The sequence below is a fragment of the Sphingobacterium sp. xlx-130 genome (assembly GCF_011007405.1).
Taxonomy (GTDB): Bacteria; Bacteroidota; Bacteroidia; order Sphingobacteriales; family Sphingobacteriaceae; genus Sphingobacterium; species Sphingobacterium luzhongxinii.
In genome coordinates, this window is sequence record NZ_WFKN01000005.1 from 524,214 (window position 1) to 547,429 (window position 23,216).

Annotated in this window: 22 protein-coding genes; 12 read left to right on the forward strand and 10 right to left on the reverse strand. The window is 37.4% G+C overall.

Going from position 1 to position 23,216, the window contains the following annotated elements:
• Position 1: 1 nt before the first annotated feature.
• Complete coding sequence (locus G7B18_RS11150; RefSeq protein ID WP_317164373.1) at positions 2-787, reverse strand: segregation and condensation protein A; 786 nt, start codon at positions 785-787, stop codon at positions 2-4.
• A 202-nt stretch (positions 788-989) separates the two neighbouring features.
• Here G7B18_RS11150 and dxs point away from each other — a divergent pair, with 202 nt between their 5' ends.
• On the forward strand, positions 990-2,918 hold the full coding sequence (gene dxs / locus G7B18_RS11155; protein WP_164110012.1) for a 1-deoxy-D-xylulose-5-phosphate synthase: 1,929 nt from the start codon (positions 990-992) through the stop codon (positions 2,916-2,918).
• A gap of 381 nt (positions 2,919-3,299) precedes the next feature.
• On the forward strand, positions 3,300-4,727 hold the full coding sequence (gene dnaA, locus G7B18_RS11160; protein ID WP_079642983.1) for a chromosomal replication initiator protein DnaA: 1,428 nt from the start codon (positions 3,300-3,302) through the stop codon (positions 4,725-4,727).
• 144 nt (positions 4,728-4,871) lie between these two features.
• Here the strand turns inward: dnaA and G7B18_RS11165 are convergent, their stop codons facing one another.
• The 6 genes from G7B18_RS11165 to G7B18_RS11190 form a co-directional block, all read right to left on the reverse strand.
• The gene (locus G7B18_RS11165) at positions 4,872-5,234 is read right to left on the reverse strand and encodes a hypothetical protein (RefSeq protein ID WP_164110013.1); all 363 of its coding nucleotides are present in this window, start codon (positions 5,232-5,234) and stop codon (positions 4,872-4,874) included.
• 183 nt (positions 5,235-5,417) lie between these two features.
• On the reverse strand, positions 5,418-5,765 hold the full coding sequence (locus G7B18_RS11170; protein ID WP_164122602.1) for a hypothetical protein: 348 nt from the start codon (positions 5,763-5,765) through the stop codon (positions 5,418-5,420).
• A 99-nt stretch (positions 5,766-5,864) separates the two neighbouring features.
• Entirely contained in the window at positions 5,865-6,908 is a 1,044-nt protein-coding gene (gene lpxK / locus G7B18_RS11175) for a tetraacyldisaccharide 4'-kinase (RefSeq protein WP_164110018.1), read from the reverse strand.
• A complete protein-coding gene (locus tag G7B18_RS11180) occupies positions 6,905-7,366 on the reverse strand; it encodes a gliding motility lipoprotein GldH (RefSeq protein ID WP_164122604.1) in 462 nt (153 codons plus the stop codon). Before G7B18_RS11180 ends, lpxK begins: the two co-directional genes overlap by 4 nt.
• Before the next feature lie 26 nt (positions 7,367-7,392).
• A complete protein-coding gene (locus tag G7B18_RS11185) occupies positions 7,393-8,814 on the reverse strand; it encodes a stage 0 sporulation family protein (RefSeq protein WP_205601705.1) in 1,422 nt (473 codons plus the stop codon).
• Positions 8,815-8,822: 8 nt separating this feature from the next.
• Positions 8,823-9,968: an ATP-binding protein gene (locus G7B18_RS11190; protein ID WP_164110021.1), complete on the reverse strand. Its 1,146-nt coding sequence runs from the start codon at positions 9,966-9,968 to the stop codon at positions 8,823-8,825.
• Between the two features lie 165 nt (positions 9,969-10,133).
• On the opposite strand from G7B18_RS11190, the gene dnaN reads away from it, so the two are divergent.
• The 6 genes from dnaN (at position 10,134) to nadD (ending at position 14,875) form a co-directional block, all read left to right on the forward strand.
• Complete coding sequence (gene dnaN / locus G7B18_RS11195) at positions 10,134-11,258, forward strand: DNA polymerase III subunit beta (protein WP_164110023.1); 1,125 nt, start codon at positions 10,134-10,136, stop codon at positions 11,256-11,258.
• An 11-nt stretch (positions 11,259-11,269) separates the two neighbouring features.
• Complete coding sequence (locus tag G7B18_RS11200) at positions 11,270-11,929, forward strand: DedA family protein (RefSeq protein ID WP_164110025.1); 660 nt, start codon at positions 11,270-11,272, stop codon at positions 11,927-11,929.
• A gap of 301 nt (positions 11,930-12,230) precedes the next feature.
• Positions 12,231-12,803, forward strand: coding sequence for a CAP domain-containing protein (locus tag G7B18_RS11205; RefSeq protein WP_164110027.1), 573 nt, complete (start codon positions 12,231-12,233; stop codon positions 12,801-12,803).
• 41 nt (positions 12,804-12,844) lie between these two features.
• Positions 12,845-13,720, forward strand: a complete 876-nt coding sequence (locus tag G7B18_RS11210) for a YicC/YloC family endoribonuclease (RefSeq protein ID WP_164110029.1) — start codon at positions 12,845-12,847, stop codon at positions 13,718-13,720.
• Positions 13,721-13,724: 4 nt separating this feature from the next.
• Complete coding sequence (gene gmk / locus G7B18_RS11215) at positions 13,725-14,294, forward strand: guanylate kinase (protein ID WP_164110031.1); 570 nt, start codon at positions 13,725-13,727, stop codon at positions 14,292-14,294.
• Positions 14,294-14,875, forward strand: a complete 582-nt coding sequence (gene nadD, locus G7B18_RS11220; protein WP_164110033.1) for a nicotinate (nicotinamide) nucleotide adenylyltransferase — start codon at positions 14,294-14,296, stop codon at positions 14,873-14,875. Before gmk ends, nadD begins: the two co-directional genes overlap by 1 nt.
• 3 nt (positions 14,876-14,878) lie before the next feature.
• Here nadD and G7B18_RS11225 read toward each other — a convergent pair whose 3' ends face one another.
• Genes G7B18_RS11225 through kduI form a run of 3 tightly spaced genes read right to left on the reverse strand, consistent with a single transcriptional unit; the run spans position 14,879 to position 17,645 of the window.
• Positions 14,879-15,643 carry an SDR family NAD(P)-dependent oxidoreductase gene (locus G7B18_RS11225; protein WP_205600194.1) on the reverse strand — a complete coding sequence of 255 codons (765 nt, stop codon included), beginning with the start codon at positions 15,641-15,643 and terminating at the stop codon, positions 14,879-14,881.
• 15 nt (positions 15,644-15,658) lie between these two features.
• Positions 15,659-16,780, reverse strand: a complete 1,122-nt coding sequence (locus G7B18_RS11230; RefSeq protein WP_164110036.1) for a DUF4861 family protein — start codon at positions 16,778-16,780, stop codon at positions 15,659-15,661.
• A 19-nt stretch (positions 16,781-16,799) separates the two neighbouring features.
• Complete coding sequence (gene kduI / locus G7B18_RS11235; RefSeq protein WP_164110038.1) at positions 16,800-17,645, reverse strand: 5-dehydro-4-deoxy-D-glucuronate isomerase; 846 nt, start codon at positions 17,643-17,645, stop codon at positions 16,800-16,802.
• Positions 17,646-17,836: 191 nt separating this feature from the next.
• On the opposite strand from kduI, the gene surE reads away from it, so the two are divergent.
• The 4 genes from surE to secA all read left to right on the forward strand — a co-directional run bounded on the left by surE (position 17,837) and on the right by secA (position 23,209).
• Positions 17,837-18,619: a 5'/3'-nucleotidase SurE gene (surE, locus tag G7B18_RS11240; protein WP_164110041.1), complete on the forward strand. Its 783-nt coding sequence runs from the start codon at positions 17,837-17,839 to the stop codon at positions 18,617-18,619.
• Position 18,620: 1 nt separating this feature from the next.
• The gene (locus tag G7B18_RS11245; protein WP_164110043.1) at positions 18,621-18,881 is read left to right on the forward strand and encodes a hypothetical protein; all 261 of its coding nucleotides are present in this window, start codon (positions 18,621-18,623) and stop codon (positions 18,879-18,881) included.
• A 14-nt stretch (positions 18,882-18,895) separates the two neighbouring features.
• Positions 18,896-19,771, forward strand: a complete 876-nt coding sequence (locus G7B18_RS11250; protein ID WP_164110045.1) for a 1,4-dihydroxy-6-naphthoate synthase — start codon at positions 18,896-18,898, stop codon at positions 19,769-19,771.
• A gap of 144 nt (positions 19,772-19,915) precedes the next feature.
• Positions 19,916-23,209: a preprotein translocase subunit SecA gene (secA, locus tag G7B18_RS11255; RefSeq protein WP_164110047.1), complete on the forward strand. Its 3,294-nt coding sequence runs from the start codon at positions 19,916-19,918 to the stop codon at positions 23,207-23,209.
• Positions 23,210-23,216: the final 7 nt, after the last annotated feature.

A 23,216-nucleotide genomic window follows, 5' to 3' on the forward strand; every position in this document is an offset into this window, starting at 1 on the left:
TTTATTCTTCTTCTGCAGTCTGCTCAACCACAGAAGGATCTCTTTTTTCGATAGAAAAGCTATTATATCCTGCTCCTATTTCAATTTCTAGCAATTTTTGCTGTAGCATCTCCAAAATAGCTAAGAAGTTGAAGACAAACTGTACTCGATTTTCAGAGTTTTTTAGGATATGCTGGAAATCCAATCTTTTGTTTAATTCTATAAGCTCAGAAATAGCTTTCTTTTGCTGTTCTATGGAGTATGGGAACTTTACTACAGTATGTGTTATTGGCAACACACGGTGCGTAAAGTGATACATCATTTTTTCATAAACCATCATCAGTTTATAAAGATCAAAAGAAGCAAGTTCTTCTTCCGTAATTTGTCGCTTTGTGTGTTTCAAATCATAGTTGATGTTAGCCCTATGATGTAGTTTTTCGCGATCAGCTTCAAAGACTCTTAGTTCTTCGCAAATATCTTTGAACTGTTTATATAAAATAAGTTTTTGAACAAGTTGTTCTTTGAGATCTATTTCATTCTCATTGCCATCCAAATCGGGCCTAGGAAGTAACATTTTGGCTTTAATACGCATTAGCGTAGAGGCGACAAAGATAAATTCGGATGCTAATTCAATGTTTAGTGATTGCATTTTCTGAATATAATCCAAAAAATCATCTGTAATCCGTGAAATAGGTATATCATGGATGTTTAATTCATCTCGTTCGATAAAGAACAATAAAAGATCAAAAGGACCTTCAAATTGTTCAAGTTTTATTTCGTAGTTTGTCGCATCCATAACCAAATTCAAAAATAGGTAATTGTAAGGTAATATTTATGTTTTCGAACAACATATGAGGAATATTTTATCGTAAGTAATATGGATAAGAAAAAGATAACGGGATTATTTGTTTTAATTGACGTGATCGCTGAGTTAAAAGTTTTTGTCTATATATTCTATTGTTTATGGAATTAATTGTTACTTTGTATCTTATTTTGAAACTTTTTAAGGTATGCAGGTAGAAGCAGGAGCACTTTTGAAAGGAATTCAATTTCCGTCTGATTTACGTAACTTGAAAGATGCTGAATTAGAGGAAGTTTGTAAAGAACTTAGACAGTATATAATTGATGTTGTTTCTGTTAACGGGGGACATTTTGCTGCCAGTTTAGGAGTTGTTGAACTCACGGTAGCATTACATTACGTATTGAATACACCTTATGATCAGATTATTTTCGATGTGGGCCACCAGGCCTATGGCCACAAAATTTTGACCGGGCGTCGGGATTTATTTCATACAAATCGAATTTTAGGAGGTATTTCTGGTTTTCCTAAACGGGATGAAAGCGAATATGATGCATTTGGTGTGGGGCATTCATCGACGTCTATCTCTGCTGCGCTGGGTATGGCGGTAGCTTCTGCTTATAAAGGAGAGACAGACAGACAGCACGTGGCCATAATTGGTGATGGGGCGTTGACCGGAGGAATGGCTTTTGAAGCTTTAAATCATGCCGGAATAGAGAAATCTAACCTACTGGTGATATTGAATGATAATTGTATGTCAATAGATCCTAATGTAGGTGCTATGAAGGAATATCTTACGAGTATTACGACTTCTAAAAGCTACAATAGATTCAGGGATGATCTTGTAGCGGTATTAGCGAAGATTTCTAAAAATGGCCCTGATGCCTACGGTTGGGCGAAAAAACTGGAACTGAGTATCAAAGGGACTCTTTTGAAAAACTCTAATTTATTTGAGTCGCTTAATTTTAGGTACTTTGGACCTGTGGATGGACATGATGTCAATAAGTTGGTAAAGACGTTGGAGGATTTGAAGCATATTAATGGCCCTAAATTGTTGCACGTGGTAACAGTAAAAGGTAAAGGATATGCTTTGGCAGAGCAGGATCAAACAAAATGGCATGCTCCGGGTCTCTTTGATAAGATAACCGGAGAAATTAAGAAATCTAATCACGACAAACCACAGCCACCTAAGTATCAGGATGTTTTTGGACATACATTGGTCGAATTGGCGGAAAGTAATAGTCGGATAATGGGAATTACCCCTGCTATGCCGAGCGGATCATCTATGAATATTATGATGAACGCTATGCCGAATAGAGCATTTGATGTTGGTATTGCGGAGCAACACGCTGTCACTTTTAGCGCGGGATTAGCTACACAAGGGTTAGTACCGTTCTGTAATATATATTCTTCTTTTATGCAGCGGGCATATGACCAGGTGATTCATGACGTGGCATTACAAAACTTAAATGTGGTGTTTTGTTTGGATAGAGCGGGATTGGTCGGTGCCGATGGACCAACACACCATGGAGCTTATGATATTGCGTTTATGCGATGTGTTCCAAATATGACTATAGCAGCACCAATGAACGAAGAAGAGCTCCGTAATCTGATGTATACAGCTCAGTTGGAGAATATGGGACCATTTGTAATCCGTTACCCCCGAGGGTCAGGTGTTATGGCGGATTGGAAGCGTCCATTCAGAGCTTTGGAAGTTGGGAAAGGGCGTAAACTTGTAGACGGTGAAGAAGTTGCTGTTTTAAGTTTTGGACATGTAGGTAATGAGGTGTCAAAAGCATTCCATGTGTTGAATGCAGAGGGAATCTATCCTGCCCATTATGATATACGATTTGTCAAACCGTTGGATGAAGGATTGTTACATGATGTCTTTAATAAGTTTAAAAAAATAATTACTATTGAAGACGGTGTACTACCTGGTGGATTTGGTTCTGCTGTGGTTGAATTTATGGCCGATCATAAGTATACAGCAAACTTGGTGCGATTAGGTATTCCAGATGAAATAGTGGAGCATGGGGAGCAACCTGAGCTTTGGAGACTGTGTAATTATGATGCGAATGCAGTTGTGGTGGAATGTCGAAAATTGATGCAATCGCAACCTACTAAGACGATGGTTGGTTAGTAAACCAATTTTAAAATAATTGAATTTATAAAATGATTAAGCCACAAGGAATTGTGGCTTATTTTTTGCTTTATATTTTCTGAAAATTGATTAATGTATGGGTATGAAAGTTTTCCACAGTTTTCGATTTATAATCTAAATTTTACTAAAAACAACAATATATTATTGCTATCTATCAGGTGTGTGGAAAAGTAAAATTTGACACTTAAATAATTGCTTAAACACCTTTAAAATCTATGTAAATACTTGTATTTTAGTTTGTTGAGTTTTTTTTAGATTTTGATTTTTTTAGCTCAGAAATTTTTGTCATCTTCGTTGAGAGAGAAAGTTATAAACAATTTTTTATCATTAATTGGTTATCAAGTTATTAACAATTTAGGAATGGAAAAAACGTATACGGGTGTTTGGAATAATTGTCTTCAGGTAATAAAAGATAACATTCCAGCGCAAAGTTTCAAGACATGGTTCGAGCCTGTGAAGGCAATTAGGTTGGAAGGAAACGTTTTGACTATTCAAGTACCGAGTTTATTTTTCTACGAGTGGTTGGAAGAACATTATGTAGGAATTCTTCGTAAGACTGTCAAAAAGTTTTTAGGAGAGCAAGGAAGATTAGAGTATAATATTGTGGTTGAGAAATCATCTGCTAATATACCTTATACAACCAATATACCTTCGAATGGTAATGGTGCAGAAGCAAAGAGACAATCTATTCCTGTCCCTGTCGCACTGAATAAAAATATAAAGAATCCGTTTGTAATCCCTGGTTTGAAGAAATTGCAGGTGGATCCACAATTGAACCAGAATTATACTTTTGAGAATTTTGTCGAGGGAGAGTGTAATCGGTTGGCGAGATCTGCTGGATATGCCGTAGCGAATAAGCCTGGAGGAACATCATTCAACCCATTGATGCTATATGGAGATGTGGGATTGGGTAAAACACATTTGGCACAAGCTATTGGAAACGAGATAAAAAAGAATTTATCAGATAAGTTAGTAATATATGTGTCGTGTGAAAAGTTCTGTCAACAATTTGTAGATTCGTTAAAGAATAATACAATCAATGACTTCGTAAACTTTTATCAGGCAATGGATGTCATCATTATGGATGATGTACATAACTTCGCTGGTAAGGAGAAAACACAAGATATTTTCTTCCACGTATTTAATCATTTACACCAGTCAGGAAAGCAAATTATTTTGACATCAGATAAGGCTCCTAAAGATCTTTCTGGGTTGGAGGAACGTCTGTTAAGCCGTTTTAAATGGGGATTGTCTGCTGATATTCAAGCTCCAGATCTAGAAACAAGAATGGCTATCCTTAAAAAGAAAATGTATTCGGATGGCATCGAGTTACCTGAGAATGTAGTGGAGTATGTCGCTACTCAAATAGATAATAGCGTGCGTGAGCTAGAGGGAGCTATGGTATCTTTGTTAGCACAATCTACATTAAATAAAAAGGAAATCGACCTGAACTTAGCTAAATCGATGCTTAAAAACTTTGTGAAAAATACACACAAAGAGATATCGATGGAATATATACAGAAATTAGTATGCGAGTATTTTGAAGTACCCGTAGAAATGGTGAAATCTAAAGTTCGTAAGCGAGAGATCGTACAGGCTCGTCAGATATCAATGTATCTTGCCAAAAATCATACTAAATCTTCTCTGAAATCTATTGGTAGTTTTTTTGGAGGAAGAGATCACTCAACTGTAATCTATGCTTGTCAGACCGTCGAGGATTTGATTGAGACAGATAAAAAATTTAAAACTTACGTACAGGATATTCAAAAAAAGCTAAAGACTTCTTAATCGAATAAAAAAGAGAAAGTGGGAAGCAGCGCATCTTTTCGATACGCTGCTTCTTTTATGCAGGTAAGATTATAAAAAGATCGGAACAGTCTAGATTGACTGTCCCGATTCGGCTGGGTAATTATGAAATTATAAACTCTGTGATTATACAGATTCTGTACTTTCCTCCTTTTTTGCAGCTTGTTCCTCTAGATATTTAACAAATAGAGGTTTTTGTTCCTCTGTTAACAGTTCATTTATTTTTGTATTTGCTGTCGTTGTTAACGCATCTGTTTGTTGTTTTATTGCTTCTGTCGTTAACGTTGTATCCGATTTAATAGCAACCTTTGCCTTTACTTTTTCAAGAACGATTTCGTATATCGCAGTTTGCTGGTCATCATTTAGAGTTAGTTTCTCAGTTAATTCCGTAACGGTTTCTTTTGCTTTGGTTTCTGGATTAATCTCTTGTGCAAAAAGCATCGTTATCGCGAAAAGGAAGCTTAAACCTGTTAAAATTAATTTTTTCATAGCATTTAAATTTGAAGTTTTGAAATATATTATTTGTTCGTTTCTGATATAATAACTCCAAATTGTACTTCTTTATTGTTTTATTGTATCTTGTTTGTTACATTTTAACATCATTTAACAAAATATAAAAAGGAGGTAATTATATATCACCTCCTTTTTTATATCTTATTATCAGTATTTTATTTAATTTGATCTTCTATTTTTCCTTCTGTTTTGAAGTTCTTCGTATTGAGTGATCTGTTCGGGTGTAAGGAAAGATTTGATTTTTAAATTACGAGCCTCTAATGATTTCTTAATTTGTGCTTGATCATTTTCCTTTCTGTGTAAAGTAGAGGTCTTCATAGACTGAAGGATATAGATGTAAATTGAATCTTGCTGGGATTTATTTAACTCTAGTTCTTTTGTAAGGCGTTCAACTTGCATTTTTGCTCGTTCTTCAGGTGGACGGTTCTGCCGAGATTCTTTTTCTTGTGCAACGCACATACTTACTGTAAGTATTGTCGCAATTAGGAGTGTGATTACTGTTTTCATGATATATCAATTAATTATGAATGGTGTAAATTTCAATAAATTAATTGATTATTAGTTGGTTACACTATCATATTTAGCGAATATTAACCTTTGTTAATGCTAATTAACGTTAAGATGAGTGTTTAAATAATTAAAAATGAAGTGATCAAAGGTTTCTTTTTGTTGATCCATCGATTTTAATTGAATAGGGATGTAATATAAAGGAATATTAGAAAACATTTCAGGACAGATTCTTTGGATATCTTTTTCCGTTGTTAAAAGAATTTTTTGATCGATAGCTACCGAATGGTAGAGTTTTTCTATTTTACGAAAGTCTTTTTCTGTATAATTATGGTGATCCTGAAACTGTAATAGATGAATAGTGTTTCCCAGATCTCTTAGATATGAAACTAAGGGGTTTGGATTTGCTATCCCACAAAATAGAATAATATCAAAATTTCTTAATTCATTATGAAAAGTTTTTTCATCTCTGGTTTTGGGATGATCATAAGCAATTCCAGTATAAAAAATAGGAGAAAGCGAATGTTTTCTTATCAAATGTTCTATATGTTTCTTATGTGTCTCATTAAGAGTTTTAGGACATTTTGTTATCAGTATAAGATCTGCCCTTTTGGTTGCCGAAAAATTGTCTCTGAAATTTCCTGTTGGCAGAAGGAATATAGGCTCGAATAACGAGTTAAAATCGAAGAGTAAGATTGAAAAACCCGCTTTCAATTTACGATGTTGGTAAGCATCATCTAAAATAATCAGATCATTTTTGTATTGTAGTTGTTCTATACCAAAGCAGCGGTCTTCGGATACAGCAACGGTAATATCAGGAAATTTGTTCTTGAATTGTAGAGGTTCGTCTCCAACTTCTGTGGCAAAAGAATCTTTGTTTACAAGTCGATATCCTTTAGTTTTGCGCCCATATCCCCTGCTTAAGGTCGCTATCTTATAATTTTCTTTTAATAGACGAACAATGTACTCTGTCATCGGGCTTTTTCCGGTGCCACCTATTGCGAGGTTTCCAATGACAATTGTTGGTATGGAGAAAGTAGTGCTCTTCAAAACTCCTCTATCGTATAGAAGATTGCGTATCCAAACAATTAGGGAATAAATTAATGTAATGGGGAGTAGTAACCACCGTAGTACGGCAATCATTGCTTCACGACTTTAATACCGACATCTACGACATCTTTTAGTGGTGTCTCACGCATATTCTGTTCGATAGCAAATGTATATACGCCTGTATCTGGGAAAACAAAGTTTTCTTTTGCTAGGTATTGTACTTCATAAAGGGATCCCGCAGAGTTGCCAAGCCAACGTCCATCAAGTTGAGCCAAGGGGATTTCTTTGCGGTATGCGGTATCTATTAGTTTATTACCTTTTTCATGAAGAAGAACGAAAATATTGGAAAAGTCGTAGTCATTGGAATGGCGAAGATTGATATATAGATTATATTTTGATTTATTATCTTCTATATGTACCTCAAAATGAGGTTTTTCTTCGTATGACCAAGATCTATTTGATATAGGCTGATTTTTTTCATAAACAGCATCATTGGTACAAGAAACCAAAAGGATAAGCGTAACGCAAGGATATAGGAGATACTTTACCATATTTTTGAAAAATTAGTGACGAGAAATTACTCGCCACTATTATTGGGTTTATCGTTATTCTTATTTCTATTCCGATTATTAAATCTTTTCTTCTTTTTTTGTTCAGGCTTGTCTCCTCCTTCAGTCATCTCCTTTGATTTTGCCTGACCTGGATTTCTATTTTGAGAAGGTTGTCTATTTGGTCTAGAACCAGAATTGACATTGTTTTCTTTCTTTTGAGCTAGAGTACCATCATGCTTTGCCGCAGGCGATTCATTAGGAGGCCCATTTGTTTCACTCTTTTGACTTGTGGCCTGTTTAGGCTTGTTTTTTCTTTTTTTCCGTCTTTTGTTTTTATCATCTAGACGTGTAAGACTATCTTGCCCAACAACATTTTCGTAGTCTAGGATGACTGGCTTTTTTGTTTCAACAGTTTGTGGTGTATAATCTAGCGCATCGGGCTTGATACCACCTTTATTCATATCTGCAAGTTCTTTAACCTTACTTATTGATAGCGGTATCCAATTTTCTGCACCGGGATAAGAAAACCACATAGTTTTCTTAAATATATCTGTTTTTTGGAGATATGCCATTCCGCTAGTTGTTTCTATGCGATCGACATCATTCGGAATATCTTTAAGAGCATCCATATAACTGTCAAGCTCAAAATTCAAACAACATTTTAGTTTGCCACATTGACCAGCTAATTTTAAGGTATTCAACGATAGGTTTTGGTATCTGGCAGCGGAAGTAGATACTGTCTTAAAATCGGTAAGCCATGTGGAACAGCAAAGCTCTCTACCACAAGACCCTATGCCTCCTAGACGACTTGCTTCCTGACGCATGCCGATCTGTCGCATTTCTATTCTGATCCGGAAAGATTCTGCCATACGTTTTATCAGCTCGCGAAAATCTACACGTCCCTCTGCGGTATAATAAAAAGTAGCTTTAGTTTTATCGCCTTGATAATCTACATCAGAGATCTTCATGGATAAACCAAGATCAAGGGCTAGTTTCCTTGCCCGGTGCATGGTCTCCCATTCAAGTTCTTTTGCTACATTAAATTTGTTAACGTCTGCCTCATTGGCTTTACGGTATATCTTTTTAACAACAGAATCTGGAGAAATATTGTTTTTCTTCAACTGAAGTCTTACAAGCTCTCCTGTAAGAGAGACATGACCGATATCATACCCGCCTGTCGATGGTTCCACGGCAATCATTTCACCCATTTCTAGGTATATATTATCCGAGTTTACATAGTAGTCCTTACGCGATCCCTTGAATCGAACTTCAACGATATCAAAAGGTTTATAATTTGAAGGCAAATCCATGTCGGATAGCCAGTCATATACATCTAATTTATTACATCCGCTGGTCATGCAAGAACCATTGTTATTGCATCCTGCCGGTACTGTACCTAATTTGCTTCCAGTACCACAGCCCCCGGATGAGCAACTGCCACATCCCATATTTCTTTCTATATATATTGAGTCCCTCTAGGGAACGTTTGATATTTGAACAATAAAACTAATTGCAAAGATAAGTCTAAAAATAATATTTTCGCATTGCCGTTACGCTCAATTCCATAATGTGATTTTTCTAGGATATTGATGGCCTCTTCTAGTTGTTCAAATTGGAATAATCCACTAAATTTCTCTACAAAAGTAAACTCTTCTTCTTGTAAGAAGACTAGATTTCTCAATCCCTGTTGCATTAATATGATTTGCCTCATCATATTAATGGCATAAAGTAAGAAACTTTTTTGATTTTCTCTACCTAATTTTGAAAGTTTGTCCTCGGTCAGGCTAATTATTTCCTTTCCATTGTCTGTTACAATAAAGCGAAGCCATTGTACCAGGATAGAAAAAGTTTCGTTTTCACCATGTTGATGAATCAAATTTAATGCTTCTTGAACATTTCCATCAGCGATGAAAGCTATTTCTTTTGCCTTATTGGTATCTATTCCCCGATCTTCAATCAAATAATTTTTCATTTCATCGTGATGAAGTTTGTTTATTTTGATTAATTGGGTTCGCGAAATAATGGTATTAATTATTTTATCTTGATTTTCAGCAACTAATAGAAACAACGTCTTTGCTGGAGGTTCTTCAATTAATTTTAATAAAGCGTTGCCTTGTGTATCCAGATATTCGGGTAGCCACATGATTAAGACTTTATATTCAGATTCAAAGGACTTCAGACTTAATTTTTTAATAATATCATGAGCCTCAGCGATGTTGATATTTGCCTGCTTATTTCCTGAATCGAGTTGTTCTCTCCAAAAGCTTAAACCTAAATAGGGATTGGTAAGAAAAGCCTTGCGCCATTCATCCATATAAGTTGTCGCTGTTTCTTCTTTGCCTTTTGCAAAGAACGGGTACGAAAAGTGTAAATCAGGATGAATTAATTTTTCATATTTCCTGCAAGACGAACAAAGACCACAGCTGTCATCTTCATTTTTATTTTCACAATTGATATACTGTGCATAGGCTAAAGCCAATGCAAGACTTCCAGATCCTTCAGGACCTAAAAAAAGCTGCGCATGACTGACTCGGTTGTTTTTTACCGAGTTGATTAAATGGCTTTTAATACTCTTATGTCCTACTATTTCCTTAAACTGCATATTATTAGTCTATACAAACTTAGATAAAATGCACTGTATTCACGAATACCAAGTAGAAAAAGTACAGCTATATTCATGCTGTAGGAGAACATTAAGAATGAGTTTGATTGTAAAAATTTAAATCTTTTCAGTATTATTGCATATAAAAAAATATCGAAGCTAGACATGAGATTTATAGTATCCACATCCGTATTATTGAAACAATTGCAATCCATAAGCGGGGCATCCAGTAGCAGTACTGTTCTTCCTATTTTGGAGAATTTTCTTTTTGAAATAAAGGATAATACGTTAACAATTTCTGCGACGGATTTACAGACAAGTATGGTGACTTCTTTATCGATTGAAGCTAAAGAAGAGGGACGCGTAGCAATGCCATCAAAAATTTTGATTGATACACTAAAGACTCTTCCTGATCAACCGGTTGCTTTTTCCGTGGATACAAAGACCTTGGCTATTGAAATCAGTGCTGGTGACGGAAAGTATAAACTTAGTGGAGAGAATGCGGACGATTTTCCTAAAATCCCAGTAGTAGATAATGTTTCGACAGTAAAACTTTCAGCATCTATACTCTCAGAAGCGATCAACAAAACGATATTTGCCGTAAGTAGCGACGAGTTGCGGCCAGCAATGTCGGGTGTATTAGTTCAATTGGGCGAGCAAAATATTACTTTTGTGGCGACAGATGCACATCGATTGGTAAGATATCGTCGTACGGATGTCGGTGCTGAAAAGCCAACATCTATTATTTTACCGAAAAAGGCATTAACATTGTTGAAGTCTTCTGTACCATCCGATGAAACATCGGTATCCATTGAGTACAATACGACAAATGCTTTTTTTCAATTTGGAAGTATCCACTTGATTTGTAGATTGGTCGATGAACGTTATCCAGATTATGATGCTGTAATTCCTCAGGTTAATCCCAATAAACTTACAGTAGATCGTGCGTTGTTTTTGAACACCTTGCGTCGTGTCGTTATTTTTGCGAATAAAACGACACATCAGGTACGCTTGAAGATTAACGGGAGTGAGTTACATATTTCGGCAGAAGATCTTGACTTCTCGAATGAGGCTCATGAGCGTTTGAACTGTCAGTTTGAAGGAGAGGATATGGAGATCGGATTTAATGCTAAATTTTTAGTAGAGATGTTGAATAATTTGAATTGTGAGGAGGTTGTACTAGAAATGAGCACACCGAATCGCGCAGGCTTATTACTGCCAGCTATTAAGCAAGATAACGAAGATATCTTGATGTTAGTGATGCCAGTAATGTTGAATAGTTTTAATTAATCTAAGCTCCTTTGGAATTAATATATTCACTGATAGATTTCATTCTTCATATAGATGACCATCTAGTAGAAATTGTAAACAATTATCAAACGTGGACTTATTTGATATTGTTCCTAATCATATTTGTCGAAACGGGAGTCGTAGTAATGCCGTTCTTGCCAGGCGATTCATTGCTTTTTGCTGCAGGTATGCTGGCTGCACAACCTAATGATCTTAATATTGGGATTATGATTGTTCTCTTGCTTATAGCTGCTATTACAGGGGACTCTTTAAATTATTCTATTGGAAAGAATTTTGGAATGCGTATCACTAAGTTTAAGCTTTTTGGTAAGCAAATGGTTACAGATGAGCATATTACAAAAACACATTCATTTTACGAGAAGTATGGTAGCAAAACTATTGTAATAGCTCGTTTTGTACCTATTGTGAGGACTTTAGCTCCTTTTGTAGGAGGCATCGGTAGAATGAAGTACAGTACATTTATCACTTATAATGTTGTTGGAGCGATACTTTGGGTCGTTGGTATCACATTAGCAGGTTATTTCCTTGGTAATATTCCAATTATTCGAGACAATTTCTCAAAAGTCGTTTTGATTATTATTTTCCTTTCTGTACTTCCGATAGTATTTGAAGTGGTGAAAGAAAAATTAAATAGAAATAAAGCAGCATAAGAAGCCGCAATTAACAAATAGGAAGAGGCATCCATAATGGATAGCCTCTTTTTTTGTTCAGTACAAGTTTATATCTGATCTATAAGTTAAACGAATTTCATTCGGAGATAACAGGGACTTTATTCGGACTTCATTCGGACTGGAGCGAATGAAGTCCGAATAATAAGCGATTGATTTATGGACTTAATTAGCTTTGAATGAAGTACAGTCTACAATCTGTACTGGCACAATAGTATAGTTTTATGTACCCTATATTAAACATTGAAGTGAAAAAAGAGTCAATAATAAAAACAATAACAGGATGCGTATTATATTATTTTTACTTTTAATCTCTACCTCATCAATAGCGCAGAATAGGACTATTACTACAGATAAACAACAAGCTAAAGAAGCTTATCTCCTATTGAACGAAATTCGGATGCATCCAGAGAAGTATGCGAAGCAATTGGGTATATCCCCGGTTGGAAAAGTCAAGAAAACTAAATTGGTGTGGAACGAAACTTTGGCTAAGGCGGCTGAATTTAGAGCATATGATATGGCTCAGCGAAATTATTTTGATCATGTGACACCCGAAGGTTTAGGCCCTAATTATTACATCGCTAAGGCCGGCTATAGCTTAAATCCCGATTGGATAAAAAAGAAGTCTGCAAATAACTTTGAGTCTATAGCTGCCAATCACGCTACGGCAACAGATGGCATCAGAGCATTTATTGTAGGTAAGGAATCTCCTGGATTTATGCATCGTAAACATGTATTGGGAATGGATGAATGGAATGGTTCGCTTATGGATATAGGTATCGGTTTTGTTCATGCACCGACAGGCTCGACGTATAAAACCTATTTATGTGTTATAATAGCAAAACACGATTGGTAAATGGGTATTAGAAATAAACGTTAGTTTTCCTACCTTTGCATATGATAAAATCAATGACAGGATACGGTGTTGGCTCGCGTGAGAATGCGAAGGTTAAATATACCGTAGAAATAAAGTCCTTAAATTCCAAATTTTTAGAGTTAGGTATACGTTTGCCTAAAGCCGTTTCGGATAAAGAACTAACGCTTCGTGGAGAGTGTGGTAAACTTATTGAAAGAGGTAAGGTGAATATTTTGATTTCATCGGAATATACAGATCAGACTGCAAAGGCCTCTTCTATCAATGGAGAGCTTTTAAAGAAATATTATGACCAACTTAAGGATATTGCATTGCAGTTAGGGGAAGCTCAACCGAATTTATTTAGTCTTGCATTGACTATGCCCGAAGTCGTTACGAATAATGAGGATGAAGTAGATGAGGAAGAAGGAAAAGTGTTGTTAGATGCATTTTATCAAGCGATAGAAAAATTCAATGTATTCAGGGTAGATGAAGGAAAGGTTTTAAAGGCTGATTTGGAGAAAAGAGTACAGTTGATACTAGACTATCTGGCAGAGGTTGAATCGGTAGAAGGAAATAGGATACCCCTTATTAGGGAGCGGATTAGTCAATATATGGATGAAGTTGTTGGGAAGGAGAATATAGATAAAAATCGCTTTGAGCAAGAGCTGATTTTTTATATCGATAAGCTGGATATCACGGAAGAGAAAGTTCGTTTAAGAAGCCATTGTGGTTATTTCTTAGAAGCACTGAATGCAGTGGATTCTAATGGTAAGAAGTTAGGATTTATTTCTCAAGAGATGGGGCGGGAGATTAATACGTTGGGTAGTAAGGCTAATAATGCTGGTATACAGCAAATCGTTGTTCGAATGAAAGAAGAGTTAGAAAAAATTAAAGAACAATTATTAAATGTCCTCTAATCCGATGCGTAAAAAGTTAATAATATTTTCTGCCCCATCGGGTGCAGGTAAAACTACCATAGTAAGATATCTGTTAAGTAAATACAGTGATAAACTTGAGTTTTCCATATCTGCAAGTACAAGAGATCCTCGTGGAACGGAAGAGAACGGAAAAGATTACTACTTTATTTCAAAAGATGATTTTTTGCATAAAGTAGCAAAGCAAGAGTTTATCGAATTCGAAGAAGTGTATTCGGGTACCTACTATGGGACATTGCGTTCGGAGCTGGATCGCATATGGTCTGCGGGTAAAAGTGTTATTTTTGACATCGATGTAGTGGGTGGTCTGCGGTTGAAATCTAAATTTCCAGAAGAAGCTTTGGCAATTTTTGTAAATCCGCCATCACTTGAGGTTCTTAAAGACCGTTTATCCGGGCGAGGTACTGATTCTGAGGAAAAGTTGAAGGAGCGATTTGCTAAAGCCGAGTTGGAATTGAGCTATGCAAATAAGTTTGATGTGATCTTAAACAACTTTGATCTGGATACAGCGTGCAAAGAGGCAGAAAAGCTTGTGTTGGATTTTCTAAATAAGTAATGGAGAAAAGAAAGGTTGGACTTTTTTTTGGTTCTTTTAATCCGATCCATGTAGGTCATTTAATTATTGCTAATTATATGACTCAATATACGGACCTTGATGAGGTATGGTTTGTTATTTCTCCCCAGAACCCGTTTAAGGACAAAAAAAGTCTAGGAAATATGTATGACCGCCTTGAAATGGTCAATCTGGCTATAGAGGGCGCAGACAAACTGCGTGCGTCTGATATCGAATTCAGTCTTCCGCAACCTTCCTATACGATTGATACCTTAACTTATTTGACAGAAAGATTTCCCCATAAGGAGTTCATGCTCATTATGGGGGAAGATAACCTTATTGGGTTGCACAAGTGGAAAAATGCGGATGTATTATTAAGAGACTACCGCATTTTAGTATATCCAAGACCCGGATATGACGCCGGTGAATGGCGTAAACACCCCTCTGTCACATTGACAGATACACCACACATGGAGCTGTCGTCTACTTTTATTAGAGGGGCGATCAAGGATAAAAAAGATATAAAATTTCTCGTCCCTGATCGCGTGTTAGAATTTATTGATAAAAAAGGATTATACCTTTAATCACTATCTACCCATCCAGCCCCCGTCTACGGTTAAAATGGTGCCGTGTACATAGTCGGAAGCAGCAGAAGCTAAGAATACAGCAGGTCCTTTAAAATCATCTACCTCACCCCATCTTCCTGCAGGAATACGACTAAGGATCGACGCCGAACGGTCGGCATCCTCTCGCAAAGCTTCAGTATTGTCTGTGGCAATATATCCTGGAGCGATGGCGTTTACATTGACTCCTTTAGAAGCCCATTCGTTTGCAAAAGCTTTGGTTAGAGACCCGATAGCACCCTTGGATGCTGCATATCCAGGAACATTAATACCACCTTGAAAAGTGAGTAACGAGGCTGTAAATACAATTTTTCCGGAACCTCGAGCAATCATTTCTTTTCCTATTTCCCGCGTTAATATAAATTGTGCGTTCTGATTGATTTCTATAATTTGATCCCAATATTCATCCGGATGCTCGGCCGCAGGTTTGCGTAAAATATTCCCAGCATTATTGAACAGGATGTCAATTACAGGGTGTTCTTTTTTGACAAGCTCAATAAAGTTATATAAGCTTTTTCGGTCGGAAAAATCGCATTGGTAGGCATAGAATTTACGACCTAAGGATTTTATAGATTTTTCTACGGCAGAATTGCTTAATTCTAAGCTGGCGGATACGCCAATAATGTCGGCACCGGCTTCTGCTAATGCTTCTGCGAGTGCTTTTCCAATTCCCCGTTTACAGCCGGTGACTAAAGCTACTTTTCCAGATAGGTCAAAAGATGTTAGAATAGACATAGTATTATATTATTTCAATTTAACTTTAAGAGGGATCTGAAGTGATTCCGAGTAATCTTCAACAAAATCTTCCCAATCCGCAAAAGAGCTTATTTTTCCAGCCTTGTTCCAGGCGGCCCCATTGTAATAGGTAAGCGGGGTATGGTTTTTTACAATTGTTTTCAAGAGAAATTGCTTGTTTTCATTTGGTAAAAATGTGACTTTTCTCTTTGGGATGATAAGAGCCGTTCCTGTTTGTCCGAAGTTTTTGATTTCAGGTTCCCAGTAGGCTAACGTATTATTTTCCTGATCGAATTCGTATTTAGGATTAGTTTCATTACGTTTTGCTAATCCCAGTACGATAGGTGTGTTTTTAGCAGCATTGTTCGTAAGATCTATAGTGATCTTGTTGAAGTTCTTGCCAGCATCTAGACTTATCGTTTTAGAAAGAGAAATATGTTGACCATCGAAATCCTCTGTTTCAAAACTAAGTTTAAATGTCGTACGTAAGGGGCCATTGTCCAATATCTGAAACTTCCTATAATGTTTCGTGTAATGGACCTGATCTCCGAAAAAAAGAGCCATATCTCCTGCTCCAAGTGTTTGTCCGACAGAATAGTAGTCTAAACCATCTCCATGATCCTTATGATAGTCTTCACTTTTGTACCATTTATCGATGATTAGGTCTTTGGTTCTTTTGGACCAATAATCCATACCTTGCGCGTCATCTCCCCTACCTTCCAGGGCTTTGCCATACAATCTAAACGCAACGACATCATTTTCCCAAGCGAAATCATCGAAGCGCTCTGGAACGTATCGGGCATAGGTTTTAGGTTGAATAAAAGTGGGATTTTCTTTTTTTATGACCAGTTGGAGCGTGCCTTTGGCTGTTATATCTACTTGGATCAGTACATTTTTGATTTCTGTGCCCCCTAGTTTTTCGAGTTGATAGGGATACACGGTTTCCGAATTTTTTTCCACCACATTGAAAATACTGTCTACCGTAAAATGGCGACTAAATTGCTTATAGGGTATAGAGATGATTTCCAATCTGCCTTTGTCGGAAGTGTTTGTAATCTCGATAACTTTTTGTGCTTGGGCCAAAGAATAGCTTAGGCAGCCTATCGCCAGTGTAAAAAGAATAGCCTTCATATTTAACTACTTGGAGGTTTTACCTTAAATCTGTTATTGGACTTTTATCCATATCGTCATAATCCATGTTTTCTCCAGCCATTCCCCATATAAATGTATAATTGCTTGTGCCTGCACCAGAGTGTATAGACCAAGGAGGCGATATGACAGCCTGTTCATTTTGCATCCAGATGTGTCTCGTTTCGTCTATAGGTCCCATAAAGTGGGATACGGCTTGTCCTTCTGGTACTTCGAAGTAGAAATAGACTTCCATACGACGGTCATGTGTATGGGAGGGCATCGTGTTCCATACCGATCCGGATTTTAATTCAGTCATTCCCATCTGTAACTGACAGGTTTGTATTACAGTGTGTAGTAGCATCTGGTTAATCGTGCGGTGATTAGCCGTTTCCATACTTCCCAACTCAATTTTGTTTGCTTCAGCTTTGGTGATGCGCTTGGTCGGAAAGCTTTGATGCGCAGGCGTAGAATTTAAATAAAATTTAGCCGGACTATTACTGTTATTACTACTGAAGTAGACCTCTTTAGCGCCCTTTCCAATGTATAGGGCTTCTTTGGTGTCTAGATTGTAGGTCTGTCCGTCTACTTCGACAACGCCAGCTCCCCCGACATTGATAATGCCCAACTCTCTACGTGCAAGAAAATAGGGCTCTTTCAATAACGGTTCTATGGTGTCAAGTTTGATTTTATGACTTATAGGAAAGGCTCCTCCGGCCATGTATCGGTCATAATGGCTATAGACAAAATGAATCTTGTCTTCAAAGAATAGTTTATCGATTAAAAAGTTTTGACGGAGCCCGTTTGTATCCAATGATTTGGTTTCGTTGGGTCCAATTGCATACCTGGATTCAAATGTTATTGACATGATTATTTATATTGTTTGAAATCGTACGAAGCTTAAATATAGCCAAGATAGTTTGTAAACAGCAATCTGGGGTTAGTAAATTCACGGGATCGTTTGCGTAAAGAGGTTGAAAATAGTTTCTCCTGTGTCAGCAAATGAAAGGGAGTCAATATATAGTAGTGTGGGATTATATTATTTATTACCTTAGCTCTATGACAAAGAAGCAACCAACAATACTTGTAATAAATGACGATGGGATAACGGCTCCGGGAATAAAGGTGCTGCTTGAGGAGATGAAAAAGCTCGGTCGGGTTATCGTGGTAGCCCCTGATGGCCCTCAGTCTGGTATGGGGCATGCAATAACAATTGGTAAGCCACTAAGGCTTGATAAGATAGATCTTTACGAAGGAGTAGAAATGTATAAATGTTCAGGTACTCCAGTAGACTGTGTAAAGCTTGCGGTAAACCGTATTTTTAAGGGCAATAAGCCGGATCTATGTGTTTCTGGGATCAATCATGGGTTAAATTATTCAATCAATGTCCTATATTCAGGTACGATGTCTGCAGCGGTGGAAGGCGCCATAGAAGCGATTCCTTCTATCGGTTTTTCTCTGGATGACTTTTCGCATACAGCTGATTTTTCACATTGTAGACCTTATATAGGGGCTATCGCTGAGCAGGTGTTAACTAATGGTTTGCCCAAAGGAACTTTACTTAATGTTAATTTTCCTCATATTGACAAAGAAATTAAAGGAATAAAGATTTGTAGACAGGCTAATGGTCATTGGATTGAAGAGTTTGAACACCGATTGGATCCTTATAACAGAGAGTATTTTTGGCTGACGGGGCAGTTTGAATGGAGCGATCGAGGTGAGGATACAGATGTTTTTGCATTGAAGAATGGTTATGTATCTGTCGTGCCCACCCAGTTTGATATGACAGCGCATCATGCTATTCAAGAGCTGAACTCTTGGAGCTTTAATTTTAAAAATTAACATGAAGGATTCTTTTTGGTTGGGGGGATTAGTCGGTGTTGCAGCGCCGGCGCTGGCTTATATACTCTCAAATTACACAAGCCTACAGACAAGTTTTTTTGTAGATAAGCCAATAGCAATATATGTGATTGCAGCATTGATTAATCTAATAACGGTCCGTTTTACCTATAGAGGAGGAAAGGAAACTTTTGCTAAAGGGATTATTTTTGTAACGTTTATAGCGATGCTTATTTTGGTCGTCACTGCAAAATTGAAAATATAAAAGAATATTAGTACATGAAATTAAGTTTAGGTTTTTCCCCCTGTCCAAACGATACCTATATTTTTGATGCATTAATTCACCACAAGATCGATAGTGGAGACTTGGAGTTTGAGGTGGAGTACCATGATGTAGAGACCTTAAATCACAAGGCTTTTCAGGGCGAATTGGCCATTACCAAACTGAGTTACCATGCTTTTGCTTATGCCATTGAAGATTATGAACTATTGGATGCAGGAAGTGCGTTGGGATTTGGTGTAGGGCCTTTGTTAATTACTCACAATAGAGAGTTGGCAGAAGAGTTAAGAGAATACGCCGGTGGGGAATTGCCAGAACGATTAAAAAACTTGACTGTAGCGATTCCTGGAAAGTATACCACCGCAAACTTTCTATTGGGTTTAGCTTTCCCTGATTTGCAGCATAGGAAAGAGGTTGTTTTTTCTGATGTGGAGCGAGCTGTAGCTGAGCATGAAGTTGATTTAGGTTTGATTATTCACGAAAATAGATTTACTTATCAGGACAAGGGACTACATAAGGTGGTCGACTTAGGTGATTTTTGGGAAAAGACAACGGGTAGCCCTATACCGTTGGGAGGTATTGTGGTGCGTAGAGGCCTGCCAAAAGAAATTAAGGAAAAAGTAAATCGTCTGATACATGAAAGCGTAGAGTACGCATTTGCACATCCAAAATCTGGAATTGACTATATTCGTAGTCATGCTCAGGAGATGGATGAAGCAGTAATGTATAAGCACATCGAACTGTATGTGAATATGTATTCGTCCGATTTAGGCCGCACCGGAAGAGCTGCAATAGAAAAAATGTTTGAACAAGCTAAGGTGCTAAAATTGATTCCTGAAACGGATAAAAACATCTTTTTGACAGAAAGACGATAATAAAGTAATAGGACTATAAAAAAAAACATTATAAGAGTGAAAGTTCTCATTTCGAATAAGTAAATTTGCCCGGTTAGTGCCAAAATGTCCTAATTATTTGTTTGGATTCAATTTTGTGCATGTGGAAAGAGATAAAAAAAAATTATGTTAAAATTCTTAAGTAAACTATTTGGTAGCAAGTCCGAGCGTGATATCAAAGCTATTCAACCTTATGTAAATAAGATTAAAGATGAATATAGCAAGCTAACCAATCTATCACATGACGAGCTTCGTGCCAAAACAATTGAATTTAAAGCACGTATTCAGGAATATTTAAAGGAAATCGATGCAGAGATTGCCGAATTAAAGAACAAGTCCGACGATACCAATACAGACATGTCTGCCAAAACGGAAGTTTATGAGAAGATTGACAAGCTAACAAAAGACCGAGATAAAAAACTAGAGGAAATATTATTAGAGATATTGCCAGAGGCATTTGCAGTGGTCAAAGACACAGCACGCCGTCTTACCGAAAACTCGGTGCTGGAGGTGACTGCTTCAGATTTTGATAGAGAACTGGCTGCTCGTAAGGCAAATGTTACTATTCAGGGCGATAAGGCCTTATGGAGCAATTCTTGGATTGCTGCCGGAAATGAAGTGAAATGGAACATGGTACATTATGATGTACAGTTGATCGGTGGTATTGTTTTGCATCAAGGTAAGATTGCAGAGATGTCTACGGGTGAAGGTAAGACGTTAGTAGGTACGCTACCGACTTATTTAAATGCCTTATCAGGTCAGGGTGTGCATATCGTAACCGTCAATGATTACCTAGCTAAGCGTGACTCGGAGTGGAATGGTCCGCTTTTCGAATTCCATGGCTTGAGCGTAGATTGTATTGACAAACACCAACCAAACTCTCCACAACGTCGCGATGCATACAAGTGTGATATCGTATACGGTACTAACAACGAATTTGGTTTTGATTATTTGCGTGACAATATGACGCAAACACCAGACGCCATGGTACAACGCAAATTGCATTTTGCGATGATCGATGAGGTCGACTCTGTGTTAATTGATGATGCACGTACGCCATTGATTATCTCTGGACCTATCCCTATGGGCGATCAACACGAATTCTATCAGTTGAAGCCGAGAATCGAGCGCTTAGTAAACGCACAAAAAGCATATATTAATACCGTATTTAACGAAGCAAAGAAAGCAATTGCTGCAGGTGATACAGATCCTGAAGCTGGAGGACTGGCTTTATTCCGCTCTTTCAGGGGCTTACCTAAAAATAAGGCGTTAATCAAGTTCTTAAGTGAAGGGAATCATCGTCAGATTTTGCAAAAGGTGGAAAATTACTATATGCAAGAGCAAAATCGTCATATGCCTAAGGCAGACAAAGAGCTTTTCTTTGTTATCGATGAGAAGAATAACCAGGTGGAGCTTACTGAAAAAGGTATTGAGCTTATCACCGCTTCTGGTGAGGACCCTAGTTTCTTTATTCTTCCGGATGTCGGTTCTGAAATTGCAGATATTGAGAAATCAACAGCTTCACTGGAAGAAAAAGCTGCGCGCAAAGAAGAGTTGTTACGCGATTACTCGATAAAAGCAGAGCGTATCCATTCTATAAATCAATTATTGAAGGCATATACCCTATTTGAGCGCGATGATCAGTATATCGTGGATGAAGGTAAGGTCAAGATCGTAGATGAGCAGACTGGTCGTATAATGGATGGTCGTCGTTATTCCGATGGTTTGCATCAAGCGATAGAAGCGAAAGAAAATGTAAAAGTAGAGGATGCGACTCAAACCTATGCTACGGTAACATTACAAAATTATTTCCGTATGTACCATAAATTGTCTGGTATGACGGGTACAGCATCCACAGAGGCTGGCGAGCTTTGGGAAATATATAAATTAGATGTTGTTGAAATCCCAACAAATAGAGGGATTCAACGTCATGATAGAGAGGATTTTATCTATCGTACAGCGCGAGAAAAGTATAATGCAGTAGCTCAAGAAATACAAAATTTAACAGAACAAGGTAGACCTGTGCTTGTTGGTACGACTTCTGTCGAAATTTCAGAGTTATTGAGCCGGATGTTAAAACTTAGAGGAATTAAGCATAATGTATTAAATGCTAAGTTGCACCAGCGAGAGGCAGAAATTGTGGCCGAAGCAGGACATCCAGGACAAGTAACAATCGCTACGAATATGGCTGGTCGGGGTACGGATATTAAACTGACAGAAGAGGTTATCAATGCTGGTGGGTTGGCTATTGTCGGTACAGAACGCCACGAATCCCGTCGTGTCGATAGACAGTTGAGAGGTCGTGCAGGACGTCAAGGTGATCCTGGCTCTTCACAGTTTTTCGTTTCATTGGAGGATCCATTAATGCGTTTATTTGCATCAGAGCGAATTTCAAATATTATGGTGAAGATGGGCGTCGAAGAAGGCGAGGTTATGCAACACAGTATGTTGACCAAATCCATTGAGCGTGCTCAACGTAAAGTGGAGGAAAATAACTTTGGTATTCGTAAGCGTCTGTTGGAGTATGATGATGTGATGAATTCACAGCGTACCGTAATTTACACGAAGCGTAAGAATGCTTTATTTGGAGAACGCTTGGATGTTGACTTGAACAATGCTATCTATGATGTGGTAGAAGATGTTGTTACAGAATCCAAAGAAGGAGGTTCATATGAAGAGTTCCAAATTGAGGTGATTCGTTTATTTGCTGTTGATCCGGCAGTGACTAGTGAAGAATTTACTTCTAGTAGTATTCCAGTATTAACAGACAAACTTTTTGATCAGATCATAAGTCATTATGAGCAAAAGGCAAAACATATAGCTGCGCAGACCTTACCGGTGCTAACAAATGTAATGGCTGAACGAGGAGATATGATTGAAAATATCGTTGTCCCTTTCACAGATGGTATTCGTGGCATACAAGTTGCGACGAATCTTAAAAAGGCGATTGAGACGGAAGGTAAAGAAGTATTCCGTTCTTTTGAAAAAGGCGTCGTTCTAGCTTTGATAGACGAAGCTTGGAAGGAACATTTGCGTGAGATGGATGATTTGAAACAGTCCGTTCAAAATGCGGTTTATGAGCAGAAGGATCCAATCATTATCTATAAAATGGAAGCCTTTAACCTATTTAAAGGAATGTTGTCTAGTATGAACAAGGAGATTGTAAGTTTTCTTTTCAAAGGTGAGATTCCGGGACAGGCTCCACAGCAGGTACAGGAAGCAAAGCCGGTTGTTCAGCCAAAGGTTATAGCGACAAAAGAAGATTTAAGTTCTCCTACAGGTGTTTCTGAAGAAGATATTGATAATAAATCGGGGCAGGTTACCCAACCTATTAAGAAAGATCAAGTTATAGGGCGAAATGATGAGTGTCCTTGTGGATCTGGCTTAAAGTATAAAAACTGTCACGGTAAAAACGGGTAAAAACAAT

Excerpts from the sequence above, each read along its gene's own strand:
- lpxK (WP_164110018.1), bottom strand. The coding sequence starts at position 6,908 with ATGATTGCCGTACTACGGTGGTTACTACTCCCCATTACATTAATTTAT.
- G7B18_RS11170 (WP_164122602.1), bottom strand. The coding sequence starts at position 5,765 with ATGAAAACAGTAATCACACTCCTAATTGCGACAATACTTACAGTAAGT.
- gmk (WP_164110031.1), top strand. The coding sequence starts at position 13,725 with ATGCGTAAAAAGTTAATAATATTTTCTGCCCCATCGGGTGCAGGTAAA.
- dnaN (WP_164110023.1), top strand. The coding sequence starts at position 10,134 with ATGAGATTTATAGTATCCACATCCGTATTATTGAAACAATTGCAATCC.
- G7B18_RS11245 (WP_164110043.1), top strand. The coding sequence starts at position 18,621 with ATGAAGGATTCTTTTTGGTTGGGGGGATTAGTCGGTGTTGCAGCGCCG.
- nadD (WP_164110033.1), top strand. The coding sequence starts at position 14,294 with ATGGAGAAAAGAAAGGTTGGACTTTTTTTTGGTTCTTTTAATCCGATC.
- surE (WP_164110041.1), top strand. The coding sequence starts at position 17,837 with ATGACAAAGAAGCAACCAACAATACTTGTAATAAATGACGATGGGATA.
- G7B18_RS11180 (WP_164122604.1), bottom strand. The coding sequence starts at position 7,366 with ATGGTAAAGTATCTCCTATATCCTTGCGTTACGCTTATCCTTTTGGTT.
- secA (WP_164110047.1), top strand. The coding sequence starts at position 19,916 with ATGTTAAAATTCTTAAGTAAACTATTTGGTAGCAAGTCCGAGCGTGAT.
- dxs (WP_164110012.1), top strand. The coding sequence starts at position 990 with ATGCAGGTAGAAGCAGGAGCACTTTTGAAAGGAATTCAATTTCCGTCT.
- G7B18_RS11205 (WP_164110027.1), top strand. The coding sequence starts at position 12,231 with ATGCGTATTATATTATTTTTACTTTTAATCTCTACCTCATCAATAGCG.
- G7B18_RS11185 (WP_205601705.1), bottom strand. The coding sequence starts at position 8,814 with ATGGGATGTGGCAGTTGCTCATCCGGGGGCTGTGGTACTGGAAGCAAA.
- kduI (WP_164110038.1), bottom strand. The coding sequence starts at position 17,645 with ATGTCAATAACATTTGAATCCAGGTATGCAATTGGACCCAACGAAACC.
- G7B18_RS11210 (WP_164110029.1), top strand. The coding sequence starts at position 12,845 with ATGATAAAATCAATGACAGGATACGGTGTTGGCTCGCGTGAGAATGCG.
- dnaA (WP_079642983.1), top strand. The coding sequence starts at position 3,300 with ATGGAAAAAACGTATACGGGTGTTTGGAATAATTGTCTTCAGGTAATA.
- G7B18_RS11165 (WP_164110013.1), bottom strand. The coding sequence starts at position 5,234 with ATGAAAAAATTAATTTTAACAGGTTTAAGCTTCCTTTTCGCGATAACG.
- G7B18_RS11190 (WP_164110021.1), bottom strand. The coding sequence starts at position 9,968 with ATGCAGTTTAAGGAAATAGTAGGACATAAGAGTATTAAAAGCCATTTA.
- G7B18_RS11250 (WP_164110045.1), top strand. The coding sequence starts at position 18,896 with ATGAAATTAAGTTTAGGTTTTTCCCCCTGTCCAAACGATACCTATATT.
- G7B18_RS11230 (WP_164110036.1), bottom strand. The coding sequence starts at position 16,780 with ATGAAGGCTATTCTTTTTACACTGGCGATAGGCTGCCTAAGCTATTCT.